Origin of the sequence: Streptomyces sp. NPDC087300 (genome assembly GCF_044744425.1) — a bacterium.
In the GTDB taxonomy this organism is placed as follows: Bacteria; Actinomycetota; Actinomycetes; order Streptomycetales; family Streptomycetaceae; genus Streptomyces.
Genome location: NZ_JBIUYI010000013.1, coordinates 119,331 through 143,904 on the forward strand (window position 1 = coordinate 119,331; position 24,574 = coordinate 143,904).

The window sequence follows — 24,574 nt, forward strand, 5'->3', positions numbered from 1 at the left end:
CTGTAGACACTGGTTCAGGCGCGTAGCCAGCCCTGTTCGCGGGCCGCTGCCGTGGTCGCGCGCAGCAGGTGGGACACGGCGGGGCGCGGTGCGTTGCCGCGGGTGAGCAGATGGATCTCGATCGTCTCGGCCGGGACGAGGGGACGCCAGACGAGGCCCGCAGGGAGGCCCGGCAGGGTGGAGGCGCCGACGACGGTGACGGCCTGGCCCTGGGACACCGGTGTGTGCGCGATGTCGAAGAGGCGACGCGGGCGCAGATCGGGGCTGATGCCGGCACGCGCGAAGATGGCGGTGATCGCGTCGTAGTGGCCGGGGTTGGCCTCTCGGGGATGCAGCAGGACCGTCTCCCCGGCCAGTGCGGACGCCCGCAGCTCGCCCTCGGCGGCGAGCGGATGCCCGGCGTGCATGAGGACGCCTTGCGGCTCCAGGCGTACCAGGGTGCGGACCAGCTGTGGGGTGGGCGGCGGGCAGCGCAGCAGACCCGCGTCGAGGGTGCCGTCGGCGACGGCGGCCAGGATCTCGGCGGTGGACAGCAACTTGGTGTCCACGGTGAGGCCGGGGTGGGTCTCGGCCAGCCGCTCCAGCAGGGCGGGCGCGGTCTCGTAGCCGGTGCTGGCGCTGTAGCCGAGGGTGAGGACGCCCTGGGCGCCGTCGGCGAAGCCGCGGATGTCGCGCCACAGCCGGTCCGCCTCGCCGACGAGCGCCTGGCCGCGCTCCATCAGCATCTGCCCGGCCTCGGTCGGCTTGACGTACTGCGTGGTGCGCTCCAGCAGCTTCACGCCCAAGTCCTTTTCCAGCTCGCGTATCTGGCGGCTGAGAGCGGGCTGGGCTATCAGCAGCCGGGCGGCGGCGCGGGTGAAGTTCCGCTCCTCGGCCACGGCAAGGAAGTACCGAAGACGACGAAGTTCTGCCATGCGACGCATCCTACGGCGGCGCTGAACAGCGCTTATGCCGGATCGTTCTGAGGTGAGCGAGGACAGGTCTTTCCCCTCGTCAGCGCCGCGGCCATACGTTCAGGACATCGGAGGAAGCACCCCACGAAGAAGGCAGGAAACATGAGCGTCCAGGACCTCACCGCCACCAGCAAGGCCGTCGTCCAGGCCTACATGGACACCCTGATGACCGGTGACATCGACGCCCTGCGCGGCTTCTTCACCCCTGAGTCGACCTGGACCCTCGCCGGCGACCTGCCGCTGTCGGGCACGTGGACCGGGCCGGCGGAGATCCTCGACGAGTTCGTGCCGCGGATGGTCGCCCGACTGCGGCCGGAGACGATGGAGTTCAGCTTCATGGGTCTCATCGCCGAAGGCGACCGGGTGCTCGCCGAGTGGAACACCCGGGCCCTGGCCAAGACCGGCGGCCACTACGACCAGCACTGCCTCGCCGTCTTCACCGTTCGCGACGGCAGGATCGCCTCGGTTCGCGAGTACCTGGACACCCTGCACGCCAAGACCGTCGTCTTCGCCTGAACGCCACGTCACCCAGCAGAAGGAGCCCCGACCCCATGAAGGCGATCCTCCCCGGCACGCCCGGCGATACGGTCAAGCCCGTCGTCCTCGGCGAGGCCCCGGAACCCGAGCCCGCCGCCCACGAAGCCGTTGTCGCGGTCGAGGCCTTCTCCGTCAACCGGGGCGAGACCTTCCAGCTCGACGGTGGCCTCGACCGCCGCTGGGCGGGCTGGCGGCCGGGCAAGGATGTGGCGGGCACGGTGATACGGGCCGCCGCCGACGGCAGCGGCCCGGCCTCCGGTACGCGGGTGGTCGCCCACCCGCCCGCCTACGGCTGGGCCGAGCGGGTCGCCGTGGCCACCACCGACCTGGCCGAACTGCCCGACACCGTCGACGCCGTCACCGCTGCCGCCCTCCCCCTCGCCGGCATCACCGCGCTGCGGTTGCTGCGCACAGCGGGCCCGCTCCCCGGACGCAGAGTGCTGATCACCGGTGCCAGCGGCGGCGTCGGGCACTACGTCACCGAACTGGCCGCCGCCTCCGGCGCCGCTGTCACCGCCGTCACCGCGACCGCCGAACGCGGCGCGAAGCTCCTGGAGCTCGGCGCCGCCGAACTGGTCACCTCCGTGGAGGATGCCGCGGGCCCCTACGACGTCGTGCTGGAATCGGTCGGCGGCGCGAGCCTGCCCGCCGCGCTGGCCAAGCTCTCCCCCGGCGGGCTGCTGGTGTGGTTCGGCCAGGCCAGCCGCGAGCCCGTCACCCTGAACTTCTTCGACTTCTTCAAGGGCGCCAACCAGGCCCGGATCGCGCACTTCGACTACACGACGTCGGACGCCGCCTACGGCCAGGACCTCGCCGCCCTGGTCCGCCTGGTCGCCGGAGGCCGGCTGCACCCGGAGATCGGGGTGATCCGGGGCTGGGCCCGCACCGCCGATGCCATCGCCGACCTCCGCGGCCGCCGCGTACGTGGCAACGCGGTCCTGACCGTGGGCTGAGCCGGCGTCGGCAGGGACGGGCGAGGGAGCCCGGCACGCGCTAGCCGCGCTCGGGCCAGACCGGTCCCTGGTCGGTCCAGACGACGCCCTTGTTGCGGCACAGGCAGAAGGGGTGGCCGATCGGGTCGGTGTAGACCTGCCAGCCGTAGCCTTCGGGGCCGATGAAGTCCTGCTTCAGCGTCGCGCCGAGGGCGAGGAGGCGGCTCTGTTCGGACTCGATGTCGTCCACTTCGAAGTCGAGGTGGAACTGCTTGGGGTGTTCGGTGTCGGGCCACTGCGGAGCGCGGTAGTCGTCCACCCGGATGAACGCCAGCTCGATCTCGCCGAACTGGATGCCGGCCCAGTCCGCGGAACTGCCTTCCTTGACCGGGCGGCCCGTCACCTCGGAGTAGAAGGCCGCCAGCTTCATCGTGTCCGGACAGTCGATAATGAAGTCGGTGAGTCGCAACATCCTGCGATCTTGACACGAGCCCACCCGTCCAAACGTCACGTTCTCGCATCGTCTCCACGACCGGCCGAAACGCTGCTGACGGCCCTTGCGCCGGAAGGTGACCCTGTAGTCGGCTGAGCCGCATGGGAAAGAGAAGCATTGCCGCACTGACCGCCGCCCTCGTCGCGGGGTCCCTGCTGATGGGCGCACCACACGCCGGTGCGCGGACCGGCGCGCAGGGCGCCGGGCCCGGGTTCGATCTGGACACCGTGACGATCCCGGAATTACAGGCACGCATGGCCGAAGGATCGCTGACCTCCGCGTCGCTGACCCGGACCTATCTGCGCCGGATCGAGAAGGTCGATCCCCGTATCCACGCGGTGCTGCGCACCAGCCCGACGGCCCTGCGCCAGGCGGCGGCCAGCGACGCCAGGCACCGGCACGGCAAGACCCTCGGGCCGCTGGACGGCATCCCGGTCCTGCTCAAGGACAACGTGGACACCCGTGACATGCCGACGACGGCCGGGTCGCTCGCGCTCGCCGGGAGCCCGCCCGACGCCGACGCCGAGCTGGTCACCCGGCTGCGGCGCGCGGGGGCCGTGATCCTCGGCAAGACCAACCTGTCCGAATGGGCCAACTTCCGTGGCGCCAAGCCGACTTCGGGATGGTCGGCGGTGGGCGGACAGACCAACAACCCGTACGTGCTCGACCGCAATCCGTGCGGCTCGTCGGCGGGTTCGGGAGCCGCGCTCGCCGCGTCGCTCTCACAGGTGGCGATCGGCACCGAGACGGATGGGTCCATCGTGTGCCCGGCGGGGATGAACGGCGTCGTCGGGCACAAGCCGAGCCTCGGCCTGGTCAGCCAGTCGGGCGTGGTGCCGATCTCCGCCGAGCAGGACACCGCCGGACCCATGGCGCGCAACGTGACCGACACCGCGCTCACGCTCTCGGTGCTCAGCGGCGGCCGCGCGGGCGCGCGCGGCGACATGAAGGGCTTCGCGGACGGCGCCGCCCGGACCGACGGCCTGCGCGGCAAGCGGATCGGCCTGTGGCGCCTGCCCTCGCTCGGCTCCGACGTGGACGCGGTGATGACGCGTACGGCACGGAAGCTGCGCGCGGCCGGGGCCACGGTCGTCGAGGTGACGCCCCCGTACCAGGACCGGCTCGCCGAACTCGAATTCCCGGCGCTGCTCAGTGAGTTCCACCGGGACATCGACGCCTACCTCGGCACGCGCACGGGTCCCGCCGACCTCGCGGGTCTGATCGAGTTCAACCGCAGCCACCCGGCGGAACAGACCTGCTTCGCGGGCCAGGAACTGTTCGAGCAGGCTCTCGCGGCGCCGCCCACCACCGACCCGAAGTACCGTGCCATGCGCGCCGAGTTGAAGGACCTCTCGCGCCGCTCCATCGACGAGACCATGGCCGCCCACGACCTGGACGCCATCGCCTCGCCCACCAACCCGCCCGCCTGGACGACGGACTGCGCCCGCGGCGACAACGACGTCATCCCGTCCTCCACCCCGGCGGCCGTCGCCGGCTACCCGTCCCTCTCGGTGCCCGCGGGGTCCGTAGGGGAACTGCCGGTCGGCGTACTCCTGATGGCCGGCGACCACCAGGACACCGCCCTGCTGTCCCTGGGCGCCGCGGTGGAACACCGCCTGAACGCCTGGCGCGCCCCGCGCTACCTGCCGACGACGGACTCCCCCGGCCACTCCTGATCCACGGCCCCTTCACGACGGGGCGGACGCACAGGGCTCGACACCGCGTTGTCGCCACGCCTAAGATCCACGGCGACATCGCGTGTCGGTCACCGGCTGGGTGAGGCATGGAGGTGTCGGGAGATGCCTTCTGGAGGCATTCCTTGTCAGTCGAGTTGAACCACACGATCGTCCACGCCCGGGACAACCGGGAATCGGCCGCCTTCTTCGCGGACCTGCTCGGACTCGAAATCACCGGTGAGTGGGGCCCGTTCATCGCGGTGGCCCTGAGCAACGCGGTCACCCTTGACTTCGCCACCATCCCCGCCGCATCGATCACGCCGCAGCACTACGCCTTCCTCGTCTCCGAGGCGGAGTTCGACGCGGCGTACGCGAAGATCGGCGAGCGCGGCATCACGCACTGGGCCGACCCGCACCAGAAGCAGCCCGGTGAGATCAACCGGAACGACGGCGGGAAGGGCGTCTACTTCCTGGACCCGGCGGGCCACGCGATGGAACTGATCACGGTCCCGTACGGCGGCTGACCTGGCAGAGGTAAGGGCCCGCACCCCCAACCCGGGGTGCGGGCCCTCAACTACCAGCTGTGGCAGACCTACTTGCTGATCAGGCTGCGCAGCACGTACTGCATGATGCCGCCGTTGCGGTAGTAGTCCGCCTCACCGGGGGTGTCGATGCGGACGACCGCGTCGAACTCCACGCCGGTGTCGGTGGTGACCTTCACCGTGCGGGGGATCGAGCCGTTGTTCAGCTCGGTGACGCCCGTGAAGGAGAAGGTCTCCTCGCCGGTCAGGCCGAGGGAGTCGGCGTTCTGGCCCTCCGGGAACTGGAGCGGCAGGACGCCCATGCCGATGAGGTTCGAGCGGTGGATGCGCTCGTACGACTCGGTGATGACGGCCTTCACGCCGAGCAGCGCGGTGCCCTTGGCGGCCCAGTCACGGGACGAGCCCGAGCCGTACTCCTTGCCGCCCAGGATGACGAGCGGGGTGCCCTGCTCGATGTAGTTGCGCGAGGCGTCGTAGATGAACGACACCGGCGCGTCGGCCTGGGTGAAGTCGCGGGTGTAGCCGCCCTCGGTGCCCGGCGCGAGCTGGTTGCGCAGGCGGATGTTGGCGAACGTGCCGCGGATCATGACCTCGTGGTTGCCACGGCGCGAGCCGTAGGAGTTGAAGTCGCGGCGCTGCACGCCGTGCTCCGTGAGGTACTTGCCGGCCGGGGTGTCGGCCTTGATCGCACCGGCCGGGGAGATGTGGTCGGTGGTGACCGAGTCGCCCAGCTTGGCCAGGACGCGGGCGCCCGAGATGTCCTCGACGGGGGACGGCTCGTGCGCCATTCCCTCGAAGTAAGGGGGCTTGCGGACGTACGTCGACTCGGCGTCCCACTCGAAGGTGTTGCCGGTCGGGATCGGCAGCGCCTGCCACTGGGCGTCGCCCGCGAAGACGTCGGAGTAGGACTTGTTGAACATGTCCTCGCCGATGGAGTTGGCGACGACGTCGTTCACCTCGGCCTCGGACGGCCAGATGTCGGCGAGGAAGACGGGCTTGCCGTCCTGGTCCGTGCCGAGCGCGTCCTTGGTGATGTCCACCTTCATGGAACCCGCGATGGCGTACGCGACGACCAGCGGCGGGGACGCCAGGTAGTTCATCTTGACGTCGGGGTTGATGCGGCCCTCGAAGTTCCGGTTACCGGAGAGGACGGACGTCACGGCCAGGTCGTGGTCGTTGACGGCCTTCGAGACCTCCTCGGGCAGCGGGCCCGAGTTGCCGATGCAGGTGGTGCAGCCGTAGCCGACGAGGTTGAAGCCGACCTTGTCGAGGTACGGGGTCAGACCCGCCTTGTCGAAGTAGTCGGTGACGACCTTCGAGCCCGGAGCGAGGGTGGTCTTGACCCACGGCTTGCGGGTCAGGCCCTTCTCGACGGCCTTCTTCGCGACGAGCGCGGCGGCGACCATCACGTACGGGTTCGAGGTGTTGGTGCAGGAGGTGATGGCCGCGACCGTCACCGCGCCGTGGTCGATCTCGTAGGTCGAGCCGTCGGGGGCGGTGACCGTGGTCGGGTTCGACGGGATGCCGTTGGTGGCGGCCGGGGCGTCGGACGCCGGGAAGGACTCCTTGCCGGCCTCCTCGTCGTCGGAGACGTAGTTGCGTACGTCGACGGCGAACTGCTGCGCGGCGTTGGCCAGGACGATGCGGTCCTGCGGACGCTTGGGACCCGCGATGGAGGGGACGACCGTGGCGAGGTCGAGCTCCAGCTTCTCGGAGAAGTCCGGCTCGGCGGCCGGGTCCAGCCAGAGGCCCTGCTCCTTGGCGTACGCCTCGACGAGCGCGACCTGCTGCTCCGAACGGCCGGTCAGCTTCAGGTAGTTCAGCGTCTCGCCGTCGATCGGGAAGACCGCGGCGGTCGAGCCGAACTCCGGCGACATGTTGCCGATGGTGGCGCGGTTGGCGAGCGAGGTGGCGGCGACGCCCTCGCCGTAGAACTCGACGAACTTGCCGACGACGCCGTGCTTGCGCAGCATCTCGGTGATCGTGAGCACGAGGTCCGTGGCGGTGGTGCCCGGCTTCAGCTCGCCGGTCAGCTTGAAGCCGACGACGCGCGGGATGAGCATGGAGACCGGCTGGCCCAGCATCGCGGCCTCGGCCTCGATGCCGCCGACGCCCCAGCCAAGCACGCCAAGGCCGTTGACCATCGTGGTGTGCGAGTCGGTGCCGACCAGCGTGTCGGGGTAGGCCTGGCCGTTGCGGACCATGACCGTGCGAGCGAGGTGCTCGATGTTGACCTGGTGGACGATGCCGGTGCCCGGGGGGACGACCTTGAACTCGTCGAAGGCGGTCTGGCCCCAGCGCAGGAACTGGTAGCGCTCCTTGTTGCGGCCGTACTCCAGCTCGACGTTCTGGCCGAAGGCGTCGGCGGTGCCGAACTTGTCGGCGATCACGGAGTGGTCGATGACCAGCTCGGCCGGGGCCAGCGGGTTGATCTTCGCCGGGTCGCCGCCGAGCTCCTTGACGGCCTCACGCATGGTGGCCAGGTCCACGACGCAGGGCACGCCGGTGAAGTCCTGCATGATCACGCGGGCCGGCGTGAACTGGATCTCCTGCGCGGGCTGGGCCTGCGAGTCCCAGCTGCCGAGGGCACGGATGTGGTCGGCGGTGATGTTCGCGCCGTCCTCGGTACGGAGCAGGTTCTCCAGCAGGACCTTCAGGCTGTAGGGAAGGCGTGCGGAGCCCTCGACCTTGTCCAGCTTGAAGATCTCGTACGACTCGTCGCCCACGCGCAGCGTGCTGCGGGCGTCGAAGCTGTTCGCCGACACGACAGTCTCCTTCATATATGTGCGCGTTCCGTCACATCCTGCCGCCACGACTCCTCGTCGATCCGCTAAGGTAAGGCTTAGTTAGGTAACCCTTACCGAGTGGCGGCTTCTGGTGCGCCTCGGCAGATATCTCGATGTCGAGATAACTCTAGTACATGACCCGGCGTGACGACGAGGTGCGCCCGCTCACAGTCCGGCATGCCCCGCTCCGGGCGGCCCCGGCACGCGCGCGTGCCGGGGCTTCGACGACGCGGGCTTCGACGACGCGCGCACGATCAGCCTCGCAGGCACCACGACCGGTGCGCGCCCCGCCCCCGGTGCCACCGCGCCGCCCTCCACCAGATCCACGAGGAGGCCCACGGCGGCCCGCGCCGTGCGTTCCGGGTCCAGGGTCACCGTGGACACCGGCGGCTCGGTCGACGTGTACCCGGGGTCCTCGCTCGCACACACCACGCGCAGCTCGTCGGGGACGCGCAGCCCCGCCCTCGCCGCGGCGGCCAGGAGCTGGCGGCCGCCCGGGTCGTACGCCGCGTACACGGCGTCGGTGCGGTCCCGGCCGCGCAGCAGCGCGTCGAAGCCGTGCCCCGGGTCGTCGGACACGTCGAAGGGCACGACGAGCGCGGGCGCGCCGCGCTCCGCGCACCACCGCTCGTACGCCGCCGTGACCGCGCGCGCGTAGTGCTCGTCCCCGTTGCCCGACTGGAGGGCGACGCGGCGGGCGCCGGAGGCGGCGAGGTGGTCGAGGACCTCGCGGGTGGTCGCCTCGTGGTCGTTGTCGACCCAGTGGTCGCCAGGGCGCGGGTCGCCGGGGACGCCGTCGAAGACGAGCGGGATGCCGCGGGCGCGCAGCGCGTGCACCATCGGGTCGCCGCGCGGGCTGTCCATGATCAGCATGCCGTCGACGGCGAGGCTGTGCCAGGAGTCGTCGGCGGCGCGGTCGGCGGGCAGCGTGGTCAGGGCGTAGCCGCGTGCGTGGGCCGCCGAGGTGGCCGCCGTGAGGGCGCGCGAGAAGTAGGCGACCTCCGCGTAGTTCCAGGCGGTGGCGAAGGTGGTGACGGCGATGCCGAGCGTGCGGCTGCGCGGCGGCCCCGGGGTGCCGTAGCCGAGCCGGGTCGCGGTCTCGCGGACCCGGCGCCGGGTGGCTTCGCCGACCCTGCCGGTGCCGTTGAGGGCGTGCGAGACCGTCGCGGTCGAAACCTCCGCGGCGCGGGCTATGTCGGCGAGAGTCGGGCCTGGCACGCGGCACATCGTACGGAATCCGTCGTCGGCGGCGGGTTCTGGTTAACGGATTACTCGTCGAGGGTTCCACCCACCCGTCACCGCTACGCGTTGGAGTGTGGTCCATGTCCCCGTCGTCGAACGTCCCGCCGCTCCCCCCGTCCGACACGCCCCCCGCGGCCTCGGGACCGCTCTCCCGGCGGGGGCTGCTCGCCGCCGCGGGAGCCGCGGGCGCGGCCGTCGCCGTCGGTACGGCGGGGACCGCCGCCGCCTCGTCGCCGCGCAGGTCCGCCGCGCTCGTGGTGCACAACGCCCGTGTCTTCAGCGGCACTTCGGGGCACGCGCGGGCCGAGGCCGTCGCCGTCGGGCGGGACGGGCGGATCGTCGCCGTCGGCTCCGACGCCGCGGTGCGGCGGCACATCGGGCGGGACACCGAGGTCGTGGACGCCAGGGGCGGCACCGTCATGAGCGGTGTGCACGACGGGCACGCGCATCCGATGGACGCGGCGAGCAGGTCGCTGCGGCCCTCGCTGGCCGGCGCCGAGCAGACCGTCGAGGAGCTCCAGAAGACGCTGACCGGCTTCCTGAAGGACTCCGCGGAGCAGGAGCCCGACGGATGGCTGGTGGTGGAGGACTGGAACCCGGTCGGGCTCCTTCCGCACGGCACCGCCCCGCACCACGCCCTGCTGGACGCCCTGCCGACCCGCCGCCCGATCGCCCTGCGCGGCGGCGACGGACACAACCTGTGGGCCAATCAGCGGGCCCTGGACATCGCGAAGATCACCTCGTCGACCCCCGACCCGGTCGGCGGAAAGATCGTCAAGGGCTCGGACGGCAAGCCGACCGGAGTGCTCAAGGACGACGCCCAGCCGCTCGTGTCGCGGCACATCCCCGAGCCCGACGAGACCCGGTTGGCGGATGCCGCCGCGAGAATCCTCGCGGAGGCCGCCGCGTCCGGTGTCACCACCTTCATGGAAGCCGTCGTGGGGCGCGGCGAACTGAAGCTCTATCAGCGTCTGGCCGAGTCGGGGCGGCTGCTCCAGCGCATCGTGCCCGCCCTGCGCGTGGAGACCGACCTGACCAAGGACCCGGCCGCCGCGCTGGCCTACGTCAAGGGCCTGCGCGCCGACTTCGAGGACGTGCGCGGGCTGCGCTTCGGCACGGTCAAGGTCTTCCTCGACGGCGTCATCGAGTACCCGGCGCAGACCGCCGCGCTCCTGAAGCCCTACCTCGACAAGGACGGCAGGCCCACGGACAACCGCGGCGACCTGTACGTGTCGGCGGCCGACTACGGGCGGCTCGCCGCGGCCCTCAACGCCGAGGGCTGGCAGCTGCACGCGCACGCCATCGGCGACCGCGCCGTGCGCACCTCGCTGGACGGCTACGCGTACGCCCTGCGCAAGACGGGCCGCCGTGATCTCCGCAACACCACGGCCCACCTCCAGCTGGTCGACCCCGCCGATCTGCCGCGCTTCGCCGAACTCGGCGTCGTCGCCTGCATGCAGCTCCAGTGGGCCGCCCGCAACACCTGGACGATGGACGCACTGCTGCCCTACATCGGCGCCGCACGCCACCGGTGGCAGTACCCGGCGCGCAGTCTCCAGAAGCGGCGCGCGGCGCTCGCGGGTGGCTCGGACTGGCCGGTCGACCCCCTACAGGTCTGGAACCAGATCCGTACCGCCGTCGACCGCGAGGGGATGGAGGGCGGGGGCGACCTCTATCGCGCACAGGAAGGTCTCAGCCGTACGTCTTCCCTGCTCATGCACACCGCGGGCACCGCGCGTCAACTTCGCATGGAGCATGTCACCGGGACCGTGGAGAGGGGAAAAGCAGCCGACCTCGTGCTGCTCGACAGGGATGTGACGCGGTGTCCGGTGGCTGATATCAGTTCGGTCGAGGTGCGCCTGACGCTCGTCGGAGGCACAGTGGTGCACGACGCCGAGTCGTCGGCAGGTCGCGCGGCCGCCGCCCGAGTGACGCGGGCGGCGGCGGGGCCCCGGCCCACGTCGTACGCGTCGGTGCACGGCGGACGGCACGCCTCGTGCGGCTGCGGCTGAACTCCCGTGCGGGAAAGGCCCCCCGAACGGCCGCTCCTCATATGGCCTACCCCAGCGCGTGTGTCATCTCATATCTGAGATAACCTACGACGCATGGCAGACGACTACCTCGTACGCATCGGCAAGCTCATCCGTGACGCCCGGCAGCACAGGGGCTGGACACAGACGCAGCTCGCCGAGGCGCTCAGCACCAGCCAGAGCGCCGTCAACCGCATCGAGCGCGGCAACCAGAACATCAGCCTTGAGATGATCGCCCGGATCGGCGAGGCGCTCGACAGCGAGATCGTGTCGCTCGGCTATGCCGGGCCCATGCACCTGCGGGTGGTCGGCGGCCGCCGGCTCTCCGGCGCCATCGACGTCAAGACGAGCAAGAACGCGTGCGTGGCGCTGCTCTGTGCGTCCCTGCTGAACAAGGGCCGCACGGTGCTGCGCCGCGTCGCCCGCATCGAAGAGGTCTACCGCCTCCTGGAGGTGCTCAACTCCATCGGCGTGCGCACCCGTTGGATCAACGACGGCGTCGACCTGGAGATCGTGCCGCCCGCCAAGCTCGACATGGACGCGATCGACGCGGAGGCGGCCATCCGCACCCGCTCGATCATCATGTTCCTCGGTCCGCTGCTGCACGTCATGGACCGTTTCAAGCTGCCCTACGCGGGCGGCTGCGACCTCGGCACCCGCACGATCGAGCCGCACATGATCGCGCTGCGCCGGTTCGGTCTGGACATCGCGGCGACCGAGGGGCTGTATCACGCCGAGGTCGCGCGCGACGTCTCCCCCGACCGCCCCATCGTGCTCACCGAGCGCGGGGACACCGTCACCGAGAACGCGCTGCTCGCCGCGGCCCGCAGCGCCGGTACGACGGTCATCCGCAACGCCTCGTCGAACTACATGGTCCAGGACCTGTGCTTCTTCCTGGAGGCGCTCGGTGTCAAGGTGGAGGGCATCGGCACCACGACCCTGACCGTGCAGGGCGTCCCCGACATCGACGTCGACGTCGACTACTCCCCCTCCGAGGACCCGGTCGAGGCCATGAGCCTGCTGGCCGCCGCCGTCGTCACGGAGTCCGAACTCACCGTGCGCCGCGTGCCGATCGAGTTCCTGGAGATCGAGCTGGCGGTCCTGGAGGAGATGGGGCTCGACCACGACCGCACGGCGGAGTACCCCGCCGACAACGGCCGCACCCGCCTGATCGACCTCACGGTCCGGCCCTCCAAGCTGGAGGCGCCGATCGACAAGATCCACCCGATGCCGTTCCCCGGCCTGAACATCGACAACGTCCCCTTCTTCGCGGCCATCGCCGCGGCGGCGCAGGGCAAGACGCTGATCCACGACTGGGTGTACGACAACCGGGCGATCTACCTGACGGACCTCAACCGGCTCGGCGGGCGCCTCCAGCTGCTCGACCCGCACCGCGTCCTCGTCGAGGGCCCCACCCGCTGGCGCGCCGCCGAGATGATGTGCCCGCCCGCGCTGCGGCCCGCCGTGGTCGTGCTGCTCGCGATGATGGCCGCGGAGGGCACGTCCGTGCTGCGCAACGTCTACGTGATCAACCGCGGCTACGAGGAGCTGGCGGAGCGGCTGAACTCGGTGGGCGCGCAGATCGAGACGTTCCGGGACATCTGAGCCCCCTGGGATCCCGCGTCACCCTGAACGTGCGCCGCCCGCACCCCGCACCGGGTGCGGGCGGCCGTTCCGGTCCGGCCGCCTACTGGCCGGAGGCCGCGAGTTCCTTCATGTCCACCGTCTCGTCCTTGCCCGGCACCTCGGGCTTCACGGGCTTGCCGTAGTCGCTGAACGTCGCCTCGTTGGGCTTGTCGCCGCCCTTGACCGAGGTGCGCAGGATGTAGGGCTTGCCCTCCGTGGCGACGTAGATCGTGTGGGTCTCGCCGCCGGTCTTCTTCGTCAGGGCGATGGCTTCCTTGCCGTCGATGGACGTCGTGTCGCCCTTCTTCAGCCCCTTGCGCTCCGACTTGTTCTCGTCCATCGACGCGACCAGGCCCTGCTTGTCGCACATCCCGGCGGTCGAGGCGTCGTCGGCGGGCATCTTGACCCACTTGTCGGTGACCTTGGCGAGCACCTTGTCCGCACCGGGCTTGTTCTTCAGCGCGGCCTTCCAGTACTGCTCGTTGCCCCTCAAGTAGAGCGCGGCGTCGGTGTGCCGCACATCGGCCTTGGCCCCGTCCGTGTCGATGGTGCCCTCGCAGTTCTTGGCCTGGTCGACCGCGAGGTCCATGCTCACCGACTTGCCCGACTGGCTCATGTCGCCTTTGAGGCGCATGGATTCGGCGCCCTTGGTGGCCTCGACCGCCTTGGCCGCGATCTGGTCCGCGCTGTCCTCGGCGAACGGCTTGTCCGAGCCGCCGTCGCCGTCGTCGCCGCAGCCGGTCAGCAGAGCCGCCGACAGCAGCGTGATCCCGATGACACCCGAAATCTTGCTGGCGCGCACGTGGTCACCCTCCAGGGGAACGCTTGGACGTCCCGATTCCCCGCGACCCCGATGGCCGCGGTCGTCATCAGGTACCCAGCAATTCACCGGTCTCACATGGCCCGTTCAGTCGAGCACGGCCACGCCGTCCAGCTCCACCATGGCCTGCTCGTCCCAGAGGCGGACCGTGCCGATCACCGCCATCGCGGGATAGTCGCGTCCCGCCAACTCCCGCCAGATGCGGCCGAGTTCGGGCGCGCAGGCGCGATAGTCGGCGACGTCGGTGGCGTAGACGGTGACGCGGGCGAGGTCGGCGGGGGTGCCGCCGGAGTGCCGCAGCGCGGTCAGGAGATTGGCCAGCGCCACCTCGAACTGCTCGGGCAGGGTGGCACCCGTGACCTTGCCCGCCTCGTCGAGAGCGGTCTGCCCGGCGAGGAAGACGAGCCGGGACCCGGTGGCCGCGACGGCGTGCGAGAAGCCGGTGGGCGGGGAGAGCTCGGGGGGATTGACGCGGTGCAGGGACATTCACTGAACTCCTGGGCAGGCACGGTACGGACAGGGGCGCGGGGCTCTGACATGTGCGGCTCCGCCGCGTAGGCGCGACCGGCCGGGGACGGCCCGCGGTCGCGCGACAAGTTCAGCCATACAACTCCTTCGCGATGATGGACCTCTGCACCTCACTGGCCCCCTCATAGATCCGGGGCGCCCGCACCTCCCGGTACAGATGCTCAAGGAGATGTCCCCGGCACAGCGCACGCGCCCCGTGCAACTGGACGGCCGCGTCGACGACATACTGCGCGGTCTCCGTGGCGAGCAACTTCGCCATGGCGGCACGGCGTGCGATCCCCGACGCCCCCGCGTCATACGCGGACGCCGCCGCGTACACCATCAGCCGGGCCGCCTCCGTCCGCGTCGCCATCTCGGCGATCTGGTGGCCGACGGCCTGGAGGTCCTTCAACTTACCGCCGAACGCGTCCCGTTCGGCGGTGTGCGCCAGCGTCGCGTCGAGCGCGGCCTGCGCCATGCCGACGGCGAACGCGCCGACGCTCGGCCGGAACCGGTTCAGGGTCGTCATGGCCACCCGGAAGCCGCGGTCGACCTCGCCGAGCACGTCGTCGGGGCCGACCCGCACGCCGTCGAAGGCGAGCGCGCCGATCGGGTGCGGGGAGAGCATGTCGAGGGGGGTGCCGGTCAGGCCCGCGCGGTCGGCGGGGACCAGGAACGCGGTGACACCGCGGGCGCCCGCGTCCGGTGCCGTACGGGCGAAGACGGTGTAGAAGTCGGCCTCGGGGGCGTTCGAGATCCAGCACTTCTCCCCGGTCAGGCGCCAGTCGCCCGAGGCGCCGTCGGGTGCCGCCGCGAGGGCCAGGGCCGCCGCGTCCGAGCCGGCGCCCGGCTCGGAGAGCGCGAAGGCGGCCACCGCGTGCCCCGAACGGACCTGCGGCAGCCAGCGCTCGCGCTGCGCCCGGGAGCCGTGCGCGTGCACCGGATGGGCGCCGAGGCCCTGGAGGGCGAGGGCGGTCTCGGCCTCCGTACAGGCGTAGGCGAGGGATTCGCGCATCAGGCACAGGTCGAGGGCGCCGGAGGTGAACAGGCCTTCCAGCAGGCCGAGTTCGCCGAGCGCCGCGACCAGCGGGCGGTTCACATGGCCGGGATCGCCCTTCTCCGCCAACGGGCGCAGCCGCTCGGCGGCCAGCGTGCGCAGCTCCGCACATCGGGCGGTTTGGTCAGGATTGAGCGAGAATGCCGTCATCCCGGGCCCCTCCTTTATCGCGCACCGTTGACTGTCGTCACCATCACGATACGCTCGTGGGGCGAGCCCACCACAGCGCCCGACCGGCAGGCAAGGGGGCACCCCCGCCATGGCATCCATCGGCATCCCAGGGCTGACACCGTCCGGACACGTCGACACGTTCGCCCGGGACCATCTCCCGCCGCGCGAACAGTGGCCCGCCCTCGTCCACGACCGGCCCGAACTGCACTACCCCGCCCGGCTGAACTGCGGCGCGGAGCTCCTGGACCGCACCGTGGAGCGGCACGGCGCCGACCGGCCCGCCTTCCTCGCGCCGGACGGCACGGCCTGGACGTACGGGCAGCTCCAGGACCACGTCGACCGCGTCGCGCACGTGCTCACCGACGAACTGGGCGTACTGCCGGGCCAGCGGGTGCTGCTGCGCGGGGCCACCACGCCCTGGCTCGCGGCCTGCTGGCTCGCGGTGATGAAGGCGGGCGCCGTCGCCGTGACCGTGCTGGCCCAGCAGCGCGCGCAGGAGCTGGCCACGATGTGCGAGATCGCCGAGGTGCGGCACGCGCTGTGCGACATCAGGGCGGTCGACGACCTGATCAAGGCGGGGATACCGGGGCTCAGCATCACCACGTACGCCGGTGAGGGCCCCGACGACCTGCTCGTGCGCGCCGCCCGGCAGCCCGCCTACTACGAAGCGGTGGACACCGCGGCCGACGACGTCGCCCTGATCGCGTTCACCTCCGGCACCACGGGCCGCCCCAAAGGGTGCATGCACTTCCACCGCGACGTGCTCGCCATCGCCGACACCTTCGCGCGCCACGTGCTCAAGGCGGGCCCCGACGACGTCTTCACCGGCAGTCCGCCGCTCGGCTTCACCTTCGGGCTCGGCGGTCTCGTCATCTTCCCGCTGCGCTTCGGCGCCGCCTCGCTGCTGCTCGAACAGGCGGGCCCCAAGCAGCTGTTGCCCGCGATCGCCGAGCACGGCGTGACGGTCCTGTTCACCGCGCCGACCGCGTACCGCACGATGCTCGACCACCTCGACGCGTACGACATCTCCTCGCTGCGCCGCTGCGTGTCGGCCGGCGAGAACCTGCCCGCGGGCACCTGGCAGGCCTGGAACCAACGCACCGGGCACCGCATCATCAACGGTATCGGCGCCACCGAGCTGCTGCACATCTTCATCTCCGCCGCCGACGAGGCGATCAGGCCCGGCACGACGGGACTGCCCGTGCCCGGGTGGCACGCGCGCGTGGTGGACGAGTCCGGGGCGCCGGTGCCCGACGGCGAACCGGGGCTGCTCGCCGTACGCGGCCCGGTGGGCTGCCGCTACCTCGCCGACGCGCGCCAGCAGGTCTACGTACGGCACGGCTGGAACGTCACCGGGGACACCTACGTCCGCGACACCGACGGCTACTTCCGCTATGTCGCACGCGCCGACGACATGATCATCTCCGCCGGATACAACATCGCGGGCCCCGAGGTCGAGGAGGCCCTGATGCGCCACCCGGACATCGCGGAGACGGCGGTGGTGGGGCGCGCCGACGAGCTGCGCGGGCAGATCGTGGTGGCGTACGTCGTGCTGCGCGCGGGGGCGGCCAGGGACCCGGACCGGCTTCGCGACTTCGTGAAGGCGGAGCTCGTCCCCTACAAGTGCCCGCGCGCCTTCGTCTTCCTGGACGCGCTGCCGCGCACGCCCACGGGCAAGCTCCAGCGGTTCCGGCTGCGGGCGCAGCCGCCCGGGGAGGCGGCGCCCGCTGTGGCGCGGGACACGGCGCCGCCGAAGGACCCCGGTCGCCCGTAGAGTGATCACGTGTCCGAGCAGCACACTCCACGATCCCTGATCGTCACCTTCTACGGCGCCTACGGCCGGGCGGCACCGGGCCCGGTGCCGGTCGCCGAACTGGTGCGCCTCCTCGCGCCGGTCGGCGTCGACGCGCCGTCGGTGCGCTCGTCGGTGTCCCGGCTCAAGCGCAGGGGCCTCCTGGTGCCCGCCCGCACCGCGTCGGGCGCGGCGGGCTACGACCTGTCCCCCGACGCCCGCCAGCTCCTGGAGGACGGCGACCGCCGCATCTACGGCGCGGCCCCCGACGCGGCGCGCGCGGGCGGCTGGGTCCTCGCCGTGTTCTCCGTGCCCGAGTCCGAACGGCACAAGCGGCACGTGCTGCGCTCCCGCCTCGCGGGCCTCGGCTTCGGCACGGCGGCCCCGGGTGTCTGGATCGCCCCCGCGCATCTCTACGAGGAGACCAGGCACACCCTGGAACGCCTCCAACTCGCCCCGTACGTCGACCTGTTCCGCGGCGAGCACCTGGGCTACGCACCGACCACGGAGGCCGTCGGGCGCTGGTGGGACCTGTCCGCCATCGCCAAGCAGCACGAGGCGTTCCTCGACCGGCACGAGCCGGTGCTGCGCTCCTGGGAGCAGCGGCGCGGCGCTCCCCCTTCGCCCCAGGAGGCGTACCGGGACTATCTGCTCGCGCTCGACTCCTGGCGCCAACTGCCGTACGCGGACCCGGGACTGCCCCCTGAGCTGCTTCCCGACGGCTGGCCGGGCGCCCGCTCGGCCGCGGTGTTCGCGGAGCTCGACGGGTGGCTGCGGGAGGCGGGCGCGGCGTTCGTGACCGCCGCGCCCTGAGGCGTCAGCTTCCCAGCGTCAGGCGCTGCTTCGGTGCGTCGGTGCGGCCGGTCTGCGGGCGGCGGCTGCCCGCGCCGTACGGGGTGGGCCAGGTGGCGCCGGGACCGGTGTAGCCCTGTTCGGCCGCCGCGTGCAGGGTCCAGTGGGGGTCGTAGAGGTGCGGGCGGGCCAGGGCGCAGAGGTCGGCGCGGCCGGCCAGGATCAGGGAGTTGACGTCGTCCCAGGAGGAGATCGCGCCGACCGTGATCACCGGGATGCCCGTCTCGTTGCGGATCCGGTCGGCGTACGGGGTCTGGTAGGAGCGGCCGTACGCGGGGCGTTCGTCGGCGACCACCTGACCGGTGGAGACGTCGATGGCGTCGGCGCCGTGGGCCGCGAAGGCGCGGGCGATGCCGACCGCGTCCTCGGCCGTGGTGCCGCCGTCGGCCCAGTCGGTGGCGGAGACGCGGACCGTCATGGGCTTGTCGCGCGGCCACACCTCCCGTACCGCGTCGAAGACTTCGAGGGGGAAGCGGAGCCGGTTTACGAGCGGGCCGCCGTAGGCGTCCGTGCGCCGGTTGGCCAGCGGGGAGAGGAAGCCGGAGAGCAAGTAGCCGTGGGCGCAGTGCAGTTCGAGGAGGTCGAAGTCCGCGTGCGCGGCGCGGCGGGCCGCCGCGACGAACTGTTCGCGGATCTCGGTGAGTCCCGCGCGGGAGAGTTCGTGCGGGGTCTGGCTGTCGGGGCGGTACGGCAGCGGGGACGCGGCCGACAGCGGCCAGTTGCCCTCGGGCAACGGCTCGTCGATGCCCTCCCACATCAGTTTCGTGGAGCCTTTGCGGCCCGAGTGACCCAGCTGCACGCCGATCGCGGTGCCGGGTGCCTGGGCGTGCGCGAAGCCGGTGATCCGCCGCCAGGCCTCGGCCTGTCCGGCGGTGTAGAGCCCGGCGCAGCCCGGGGTGATGCGGCCGTGCTCGCTGACGCAGACCATCTCGGTCATCACCAGGCCCGCGCCGCCGAGGGCCCGCGCGCCCAGGTGGACGAGGTGGAAGTCGCCGGGGACGCCGTCCACCGCGGAGTACATGTCCATCGGCGAGACCACGACGCGGTTGCGCAGGGTCAGACCGCGCAGGGTGAAGGGCGTGAACATGGGCGGCGTGCCCTCGGGGCAGCCGAAGTCGCGCTCGACGGCGCGGGTGAAGCCGGCGTCGCGCAGCCGGAGGTTGTCGTGGGTGACGCGGCGGCTGCGGGTGAGGAGGTTGAACGCGAACTGGCGCGGCGGCTGGTCCAGGTAGTCGGGCAGCCGCTCGAACCACTCCAGGCTGGCGCGCGCGGCCCGCTGCGTGGAGGCGACGACGGGGCGGCGCTCCGCCTCGTACGCGGTGAGCGCGGCCGGGATGCCGGGCTGCTCCTGGAGGCAGGCGGCGAGCGCGAGGGCGTCCTCGACGGCGAGCTTGGTGCCGGAGCCGATGGAGAAGTGCGCGGTGTGCGCGGCGTCGCCGATGAGGACCGTGTTGCCGTACGACCAGTGGGAGTTGACCACCGTACGGAAGTTGATCCAGGCGGACTTGTTGCCTCGCAGGGAGCGGCCGCCGAGCGCGTCGGCGAAGATCTTGGCGCAGCGCTCGGTGGACTCCTGCTCGTCGAGCCCGTCGAAGCCCGCCGCGCGCCAGACCTCCTCGCGCATCTCGACGATGACGGTGGACTCGTGCGGCGAGAACGGGTAGCCGTGCAGCTGCATGACGCCGTGCTCGGTCTCGGCGATCTCGAAGCGGAACGCGTCGAAGGCGAAGTCGGCGGCGAGCCAGATGTAGCGGCAGCGGTGGGTGGTGAGGTCGGGGCCGAAGGCCTCCGCGTGTGCGTCGCGGGTGGCGCTGTGCACCCCGTCCGCGGCGACGACCAGGTCGTACGCGGCGGCGAGCTCGGCCGCGGGCGGCGCCTCGGTACGGAAGCGGAGCTCGACGCCGAGGTCGCGGCAGCGCGTGTGCAGGATCTCCAGGAGCCTGCGCCTGCCCAGCGCGGCGAAGCCGTGGCCGCCCGAGGTGTGCCGGGTGCCGCGGTGCACGATGTCGATGTCGTCCCAGCGCACGAACTCGTCCCGCAGCGCGGCGTAGACGACGGGGTCGGCGTGCTCGATGCCGCCGAGCGTCTCGTCGGAGAGGACGACGCCGAAGCCGAAGGTGTCGTCCGGCGCGTTGCGCTCCCAGACGGTGATCTCGCGGTCCGCGTCGAGCCGCTTGAGCAGCGCGGCGGCGTAGAGCCCGCCGGGGCCGCCGCCGACGACGGCGATCCGGTGCGCGGGTCCCCGGCCCGCCGGGGCGCTCACCGGCCCTGCCACTTCGGCGGGCGCTTCTCGGTGAAGGCCGCGTGGAACTCGGCGTAGTCCTCGCCGTTCATCAGGAGGGCCTGGGTCGCCGCGTCCAGTTCGACGGCGGCGGCGAGCGGCATGTCCAGTTCGGCGGTGAGCAGCGCCTTGGTCTGGGCGTACGCGAGGGCGGGCCCGTCGGCGAGCCTGCGGGCGAGGGTGGCCGCGGCCTCCGCGGCCTTGCCTTCCTCCGTCAACTCGCTGATGAGGCCGATCCGTTCGGCCTCCGGGGCGCGGACGGGCTCGCCGAGCATCAGCAGGCGGGTGGCGTGGCCGAGGCCGACGACGCGAGGCAGCAGATAGGCGGCGCCCATGTCGCCGCCGGAGAGGCCGACGCGGGTGAAGAGGAAGGCGAACTTCGCGGACGGGTCGGCGACCCGGAAGTCGGCGGCGAGGGCGAGGACGGCGCCCGCGCCCGCGGCGACGCCGTGCACGGCGGCGACCACCGGGAAGGGGCACTCGCGGAGGGCGCGGACGACCTGGCCCGTCATCCGGTTGAAGTCGAGCAGCTGGGCGGTGTCCATGGCGAGCGTCGCGCCGATGATCTCGTCGACGTCGCCGCCCGAGCAGAAGCCGCGCCCCTCGCCGCCGAGCACGAGGGCCCGCACGGACTTGTCGCGGGACAGCTCGGCGAGCAGGTCGCGCAGGTCGGCGTAGGCGCCGAAGGTGAGCGCGTTGAGCTTGTCGGGACGGGCGAGGGTGACCGTGGCGACGCCGTCCTCGACGGCCAGGCGCAGATGCCGCCAGTCGGGGGTGCGGGTCGCGGAGCCGGTGAAGGGACTCATGAGGGTGCGGCCTCCTCGGCCTGGGGCGGGGTCCTCCGGAGTTCGCTGCATTTCGAAGGTATCACTCCTCCGTGACTGTCGTCACGAGTACGCGATACGTGGGACATGCCGCGCCATGCCGTCCTACGACTGTGGGTGCGTCGGGGCTTGTCCGCGCCCACGCGGCGAAGCCGCACATGTCACAGCCCCGCGCCCCTTTGGGCGCCCGGCGACTTTGGGCGCCCGGCAACCCTGCCCGCCGAAAAGGGAACGCACATCCCGGTATGCGCGTCTTGTCTCACGGGTCGCATCAGGGCCGGACGTCCCGGAAATGCCCGACCGTCGCCCCTGTCGACATAGCGCTTAAGATTCGTACGGTTGAAAGCAGGACCAGGACCGCCTGCTGCCCTGAACGGACCCGCCTTGCACGAACCTCCTTCTCCCGCCTCCTGGCGCATCGCGCTGCCCCACACCACGGCAGCCGTGCCCGTCGCGCGCGCTCTGGTCCGTACGGCGCTCACCGACATCGAGTCGTCCGCCGACACCGACACCGCCGAGCTGCTCACGGCCGAGCTGGTCGCGAACGCCGTCGAGCACACCGCGGGGCAGGACCCCATAGAGCTGGTCATCGAGCTGCTGCCGACCGGCTGCCAGGTCGAGGTCCACGACTCCAATCCGCTGCCGCCCGGCGATCTGACCGACCCCCTGGCGGGCGAGCCCGACCCCTGGCAGGAGCACGGGCGCGGGCTGCTGCTCATCCGCACCCTGAGCTCGTCCTGCGGTCACCGGCCCACCGAGTCCGGCAAGGCCGTCTGGTTCACGCTCCCCGGGACGCACCGGCACTGACCGGCGCCTCTCCCCTGCCGAGCCGCGAGTGACCGCGGCCGTAGAGGGCGTAGACGACGGCGCCGACCGCGACGAACACCGCGAACTGGAGCCAGGTCGACCAGCCGGTGCCCCAGATCAGATACAGACAGAAGCCGACGCCGAGGACCGGGCTCAGCGGGTAGAACGGCACCCGGAAGGTGCGCTTGAGACCCGGGCTCGAACGCCGCAGCGCGATCACCGCGACGTTCACCACGACCATGATCGCCAGGGTGCCGATGGTGGTCAGGTTGACCACCACGTCGAGCGAGGAGAAGGCGGCGGGGACCGCGACGACGGCCGCGACGATCCAGGTGTTGGCCACCGGCGTGGACGTCTTCGGCGAGACGCGTTCGAAGACGCGCGGCATCAGGCCGTCGCGGGACATCGACATCAGGATGCGGGTCTGGCCGTACATCACGGCGAGCACCACCGAGGCGATGGCGACGACCGCGCCGAAGGCGATGATGCCGCCGCCGACGGTCGAGTCGGTGACCTGGTTGACGATCAGGGAGAGCGCGGCGGGCTTGTCGGCGACCGCGTCCGAGCCGATCGCGCCGATGGCCGCGAGCGCCACCGCGACGTAGAGCAGGGTCACGACGCCGATGCAGATCATGATCGCGAGCGGGATGTTCCGCCGCGGGTTCTTGACCTCCTCGCCCGCCGTGGTGACCGCGTCGAAGCCGATGAAGGAGAAGAACGCGAGGGAGGCGCCGGCGGTGATGCCGGAGACGCCCGCGCCCATGAAGGGCGTGAGGTTGCCGTCCTCGAACGCCGAGAAGGCGATCGCGAGGAAGAGCAGCAGGATGCCGATCTTCAGAACGGCCATCGCGGCCGTCGCGCCCGCGCTCTCCCGGATGCCGCGCACCAGGAGGGTCGCGGCGAGCAGGATGACGACCACGGCGGGCAGGTTCACGACGCCGCCCTCGCCGGGCCCTGCGGACAGGGCGGTGGGCAGCTCCCAGCCGGTGAGGCTGTTCAGGAGTTCGTTGAGGTACTGGCTCCAGCCCACCGCGACGGCGGAGACCGAGACGCCGTACTCCAGGAGCAGGCACCAGCCCACCAGGAACGCGGTGCGCTCGCCCAGCGAGGCGTACGCGAAGGAGTACGAGCTGCCGGAGACCGGGATGGCGCCGCCCAGCTCGGCGAACGAGAACGCGGTGAAGATGCAGGTCACGGCGGCCAGGACGTAGGAGATGGCGACGGCGGGGCCCGCCTCGGCGACGGAGTCGGAGAGGCCGACGAAGATCCCGGTGCCGACGATGGCTCCGACGCCGAAGCACACGAGCTGGAAGAGCCCCATGGTGCGCTTGAGGCCGTGGCCTTCGAGGTCCGCCCCCGATTCGGCGACGAGCTGCTCGGGGGACTTGATGCGAAGCCCGGTGGTACTCGTGGGGCTCATGGGGTGGTTCTCGTTTCTGGTGGTGCTGGGGCGGCCGGGGGTGGGGCCGCGTGCCAGTGGGGCCGGATGTGGTGTTCCGGCCCCACCAGTGTCTGCCGAATACGGGGTTGTCGCAGGTCAGGACAGCGTCGCGACGAGGATCGCCTTGATGGTGTGCAGCCGGTTCTCGGCCTCGTCGAAGACGACGGAGTGCGCCGACTCGAAGACCTCGTCGGTGACCTCCAGGGACTCCCTGCCGTACGTCTCGTGGATCTCGCGCGCGACCGTGGTGCCCAGGTCGTGGAAGGCGGGCAGGCAGTGCAGGAACTTCACGTCCGCGTTCCCGGTGGCGCGCAGCACGTCCATCGTCACCGCGTACGGCGCGAGGGCCGCTATGCGCTCGGCCCACATCTCCTTGGGCTCGCCGATCGACACCCAGACGTCGGTGATGACGAAGTCGGCGCCCCCGACGCCCTCGGGGACGTCCTCGGTGAGCGTGATGCGGGCGCCGCTGGTCTCCGCGAGCTCCCGGGCCTTGGCGACGATCTCCGCGGGGGGCCAGTACGCCTCGGGGGCGACGATGCGGACGTCCATGCCGAGCAGCGCGCCGGTGATCAGGTAGGAGCTGCCCGTGTTGAAGCGGGCGTCACCGAGGTAGGCGTAGGTGATCCCGGTCAGCGGCTTGCCGCTGTGCTCGGTCATCGTGAGCACGTCGGCGAGCATCTGGGTGGGGTGCCACTCGTCGGTCAGGCCGTTGTAGACGGGCACGCCCGCGTGGGCGGCGAGCGTCTCGACTGTCTCCTGGGCGTCCCCGCGGAACTGGATCGCGTCGAACATCCGGCCGAGCACCCGGGCGGTGTCCTTGGCGGACTCCTTGGTGCCGATGTGCGAGCCCGCCGGGTCGATGTAGGTCGTCGAAGCGCCCTGGTCGGCGGCGGCCACCTCGAAGGCGCAGCGCGTGCGCGTCGAGCTCTTCTCGAAGATCAGGGCCACGTTCCTGCCGCGCAGGAGCTGCGTCTCGGTCCCGGCCTTCTTGGCCGCCTTCAGCTCGGCGGCCAGGTCGAGCAGGCCGCGGAACTCGTCGGCGGTGAAGTCCAGCTCCTTGAGGAAGTGGCGGCCGGTGAGGTCTGTGGCCATGGGGCGCTCCTGGGATGCGGATACGGGGACCTTGAAACTATATACGACGCTCCACATTTATATACAGGCGCCAGAGTCCGCGCCTGGCAGCCGACGGCGCGACCCCTGTT

The 24,574-nt window shown here is 71.4% G+C and carries 20 protein-coding genes; 9 read left to right on the top strand and 11 right to left on the bottom strand.

All coding sequences use genetic code 11. The annotated features are described in order from the left end of the window. Positions 1 to 14: 14 nt before the first annotated feature. On the bottom strand, positions 15 to 914 hold the full coding sequence (locus ACIO9J_RS39240) for a LysR substrate-binding domain-containing protein (RefSeq protein WP_402009960.1): 900 nt from the start codon (positions 912 to 914) through the stop codon (positions 15 to 17). Positions 915 to 1,055: 141 nt separating this feature from the next. Here ACIO9J_RS39240 and ACIO9J_RS39245 point away from each other — a divergent pair, with 141 nt between their 5' ends. Together ACIO9J_RS39245 and ACIO9J_RS39250 are read left to right on the top strand one after the other, a co-directional pair. Next, positions 1,056 to 1,469 carry a nuclear transport factor 2 family protein gene (locus tag ACIO9J_RS39245; RefSeq protein ID WP_402009961.1) on the top strand — a complete coding sequence of 138 codons (414 nt, stop codon included), beginning with the start codon at positions 1,056 to 1,058 and terminating at the stop codon, positions 1,467 to 1,469. Between the two features lie 35 nt (positions 1,470 to 1,504). Continuing rightward, entirely contained in the window at positions 1,505 to 2,443 is a 939-nt protein-coding gene (locus ACIO9J_RS39250; RefSeq protein WP_402009962.1) for a zinc-binding dehydrogenase, read from the top strand. Between the two features lie 40 nt (positions 2,444 to 2,483). Here the strand turns inward: ACIO9J_RS39250 and ACIO9J_RS39255 are convergent, their stop codons facing one another. Beyond that, the gene (locus ACIO9J_RS39255) at positions 2,484 to 2,894 is read right to left on the bottom strand and encodes a VOC family protein (protein ID WP_402009964.1); all 411 of its coding nucleotides are present in this window, start codon (positions 2,892 to 2,894) and stop codon (positions 2,484 to 2,486) included. Positions 2,895 to 3,016: 122 nt separating this feature from the next. On the opposite strand from ACIO9J_RS39255, the gene ACIO9J_RS39260 reads away from it, so the two are divergent. Further along, positions 3,017 to 4,591 carry an amidase family protein gene (locus tag ACIO9J_RS39260; RefSeq protein ID WP_402009966.1) on the top strand — a complete coding sequence of 525 codons (1,575 nt, stop codon included), beginning with the start codon at positions 3,017 to 3,019 and terminating at the stop codon, positions 4,589 to 4,591. A gap of 143 nt (positions 4,592 to 4,734) precedes the next feature. Further along, positions 4,735 to 5,115 carry a VOC family protein gene (locus tag ACIO9J_RS39265; RefSeq protein ID WP_402009967.1) on the top strand — a complete coding sequence of 127 codons (381 nt, stop codon included), beginning with the start codon at positions 4,735 to 4,737 and terminating at the stop codon, positions 5,113 to 5,115. Between the two features lie 68 nt (positions 5,116 to 5,183). Here ACIO9J_RS39265 and acnA read toward each other — a convergent pair whose 3' ends face one another. Continuing rightward, positions 5,184 to 7,898, bottom strand: coding sequence for an aconitate hydratase AcnA (gene acnA / locus ACIO9J_RS39270; RefSeq protein WP_402009969.1), 2,715 nt, complete (start codon positions 7,896 to 7,898; stop codon positions 5,184 to 5,186). Positions 7,899 to 8,084: 186 nt separating this feature from the next. Further along, a complete protein-coding gene (locus ACIO9J_RS39275) occupies positions 8,085 to 9,146 on the bottom strand; it encodes a LacI family DNA-binding transcriptional regulator (protein ID WP_402009971.1) in 1,062 nt (353 codons plus the stop codon). Between the two features lie 95 nt (positions 9,147 to 9,241). On the opposite strand from ACIO9J_RS39275, the gene ACIO9J_RS39280 reads away from it, so the two are divergent. Both ACIO9J_RS39280 and ACIO9J_RS39285 read left to right on the top strand, forming a co-directional pair. Beyond that, positions 9,242 to 11,173 (top strand): amidohydrolase, encoded by a 1,932-nt coding sequence (locus ACIO9J_RS39280; protein ID WP_402009972.1) that lies wholly within the window; start codon positions 9,242 to 9,244, stop codon positions 11,171 to 11,173. 93 nt (positions 11,174 to 11,266) lie between these two features. Then, positions 11,267 to 12,796 carry a helix-turn-helix domain-containing protein gene (locus ACIO9J_RS39285; protein WP_402009974.1) on the top strand — a complete coding sequence of 510 codons (1,530 nt, stop codon included), beginning with the start codon at positions 11,267 to 11,269 and terminating at the stop codon, positions 12,794 to 12,796. 82 nt (positions 12,797 to 12,878) lie between these two features. Here ACIO9J_RS39285 and ACIO9J_RS39290 read toward each other — a convergent pair whose 3' ends face one another. The 3 genes from ACIO9J_RS39290 to ACIO9J_RS39300 all read right to left on the bottom strand — a co-directional run bounded on the left by ACIO9J_RS39290 (position 12,879) and on the right by ACIO9J_RS39300 (position 15,351). After that, complete coding sequence (locus ACIO9J_RS39290) at positions 12,879 to 13,619, bottom strand: hypothetical protein (protein ID WP_402009976.1); 741 nt, start codon at positions 13,617 to 13,619, stop codon at positions 12,879 to 12,881. Positions 13,620 to 13,724: 105 nt separating this feature from the next. Beyond that, positions 13,725 to 14,123: a RidA family protein gene (locus ACIO9J_RS39295; RefSeq protein WP_402009978.1), complete on the bottom strand. Its 399-nt coding sequence runs from the start codon at positions 14,121 to 14,123 to the stop codon at positions 13,725 to 13,727. A gap of 112 nt (positions 14,124 to 14,235) precedes the next feature. After that, positions 14,236 to 15,351: an acyl-CoA dehydrogenase family protein gene (locus tag ACIO9J_RS39300; protein ID WP_402009980.1), complete on the bottom strand. Its 1,116-nt coding sequence runs from the start codon at positions 15,349 to 15,351 to the stop codon at positions 14,236 to 14,238. A gap of 109 nt (positions 15,352 to 15,460) precedes the next feature. Between ACIO9J_RS39300 and ACIO9J_RS39305 the strand changes: the two genes are divergently transcribed. Both ACIO9J_RS39305 and ACIO9J_RS39310 read left to right on the top strand, forming a co-directional pair. Then, positions 15,461 to 17,146 (top strand): AMP-binding protein, encoded by a 1,686-nt coding sequence (locus tag ACIO9J_RS39305; protein WP_402009981.1) that lies wholly within the window; start codon positions 15,461 to 15,463, stop codon positions 17,144 to 17,146. Positions 17,147 to 17,155: 9 nt separating this feature from the next. Continuing rightward, the gene (locus ACIO9J_RS39310) at positions 17,156 to 17,977 is read left to right on the top strand and encodes a PaaX family transcriptional regulator C-terminal domain-containing protein (protein ID WP_402009983.1); all 822 of its coding nucleotides are present in this window, start codon (positions 17,156 to 17,158) and stop codon (positions 17,975 to 17,977) included. 4 nt (positions 17,978 to 17,981) lie between these two features. Here the strand turns inward: ACIO9J_RS39310 and ACIO9J_RS39315 are convergent, their stop codons facing one another. Both ACIO9J_RS39315 and ACIO9J_RS39320 read right to left on the bottom strand, forming a co-directional pair. Continuing rightward, positions 17,982 to 20,291, bottom strand: a complete 2,310-nt coding sequence (locus tag ACIO9J_RS39315; protein WP_402009984.1) for a bifunctional salicylyl-CoA 5-hydroxylase/oxidoreductase — start codon at positions 20,289 to 20,291, stop codon at positions 17,982 to 17,984. Continuing rightward, complete coding sequence (locus ACIO9J_RS39320) at positions 20,276 to 21,103, bottom strand: enoyl-CoA hydratase family protein (RefSeq protein WP_402009986.1); 828 nt, start codon at positions 21,101 to 21,103, stop codon at positions 20,276 to 20,278. The genes ACIO9J_RS39315 and ACIO9J_RS39320 overlap by 16 nt, the downstream gene beginning before the upstream one ends. Before the next feature lie 387 nt (positions 21,104 to 21,490). Between ACIO9J_RS39320 and ACIO9J_RS39325 the strand changes: the two genes are divergently transcribed. Then, on the top strand, positions 21,491 to 21,928 hold the full coding sequence (locus tag ACIO9J_RS39325) for an ATP-binding protein (RefSeq protein WP_402010038.1): 438 nt from the start codon (positions 21,491 to 21,493) through the stop codon (positions 21,926 to 21,928). On the opposite strand, the gene ACIO9J_RS39330 is transcribed toward ACIO9J_RS39325, so the two are convergent. Both ACIO9J_RS39330 and argF read right to left on the bottom strand, forming a co-directional pair. Beyond that, on the bottom strand, positions 21,900 to 23,348 hold the full coding sequence (locus tag ACIO9J_RS39330) for an amino acid permease (RefSeq protein WP_402009988.1): 1,449 nt from the start codon (positions 23,346 to 23,348) through the stop codon (positions 21,900 to 21,902). The genes ACIO9J_RS39325 and ACIO9J_RS39330 overlap by 29 nt on opposite strands. A gap of 117 nt (positions 23,349 to 23,465) precedes the next feature. After that, positions 23,466 to 24,464, bottom strand: a complete 999-nt coding sequence (argF, locus tag ACIO9J_RS39335; RefSeq protein ID WP_402009990.1) for an ornithine carbamoyltransferase — start codon at positions 24,462 to 24,464, stop codon at positions 23,466 to 23,468. Positions 24,465 to 24,574 lie beyond the last annotated feature (110 nt).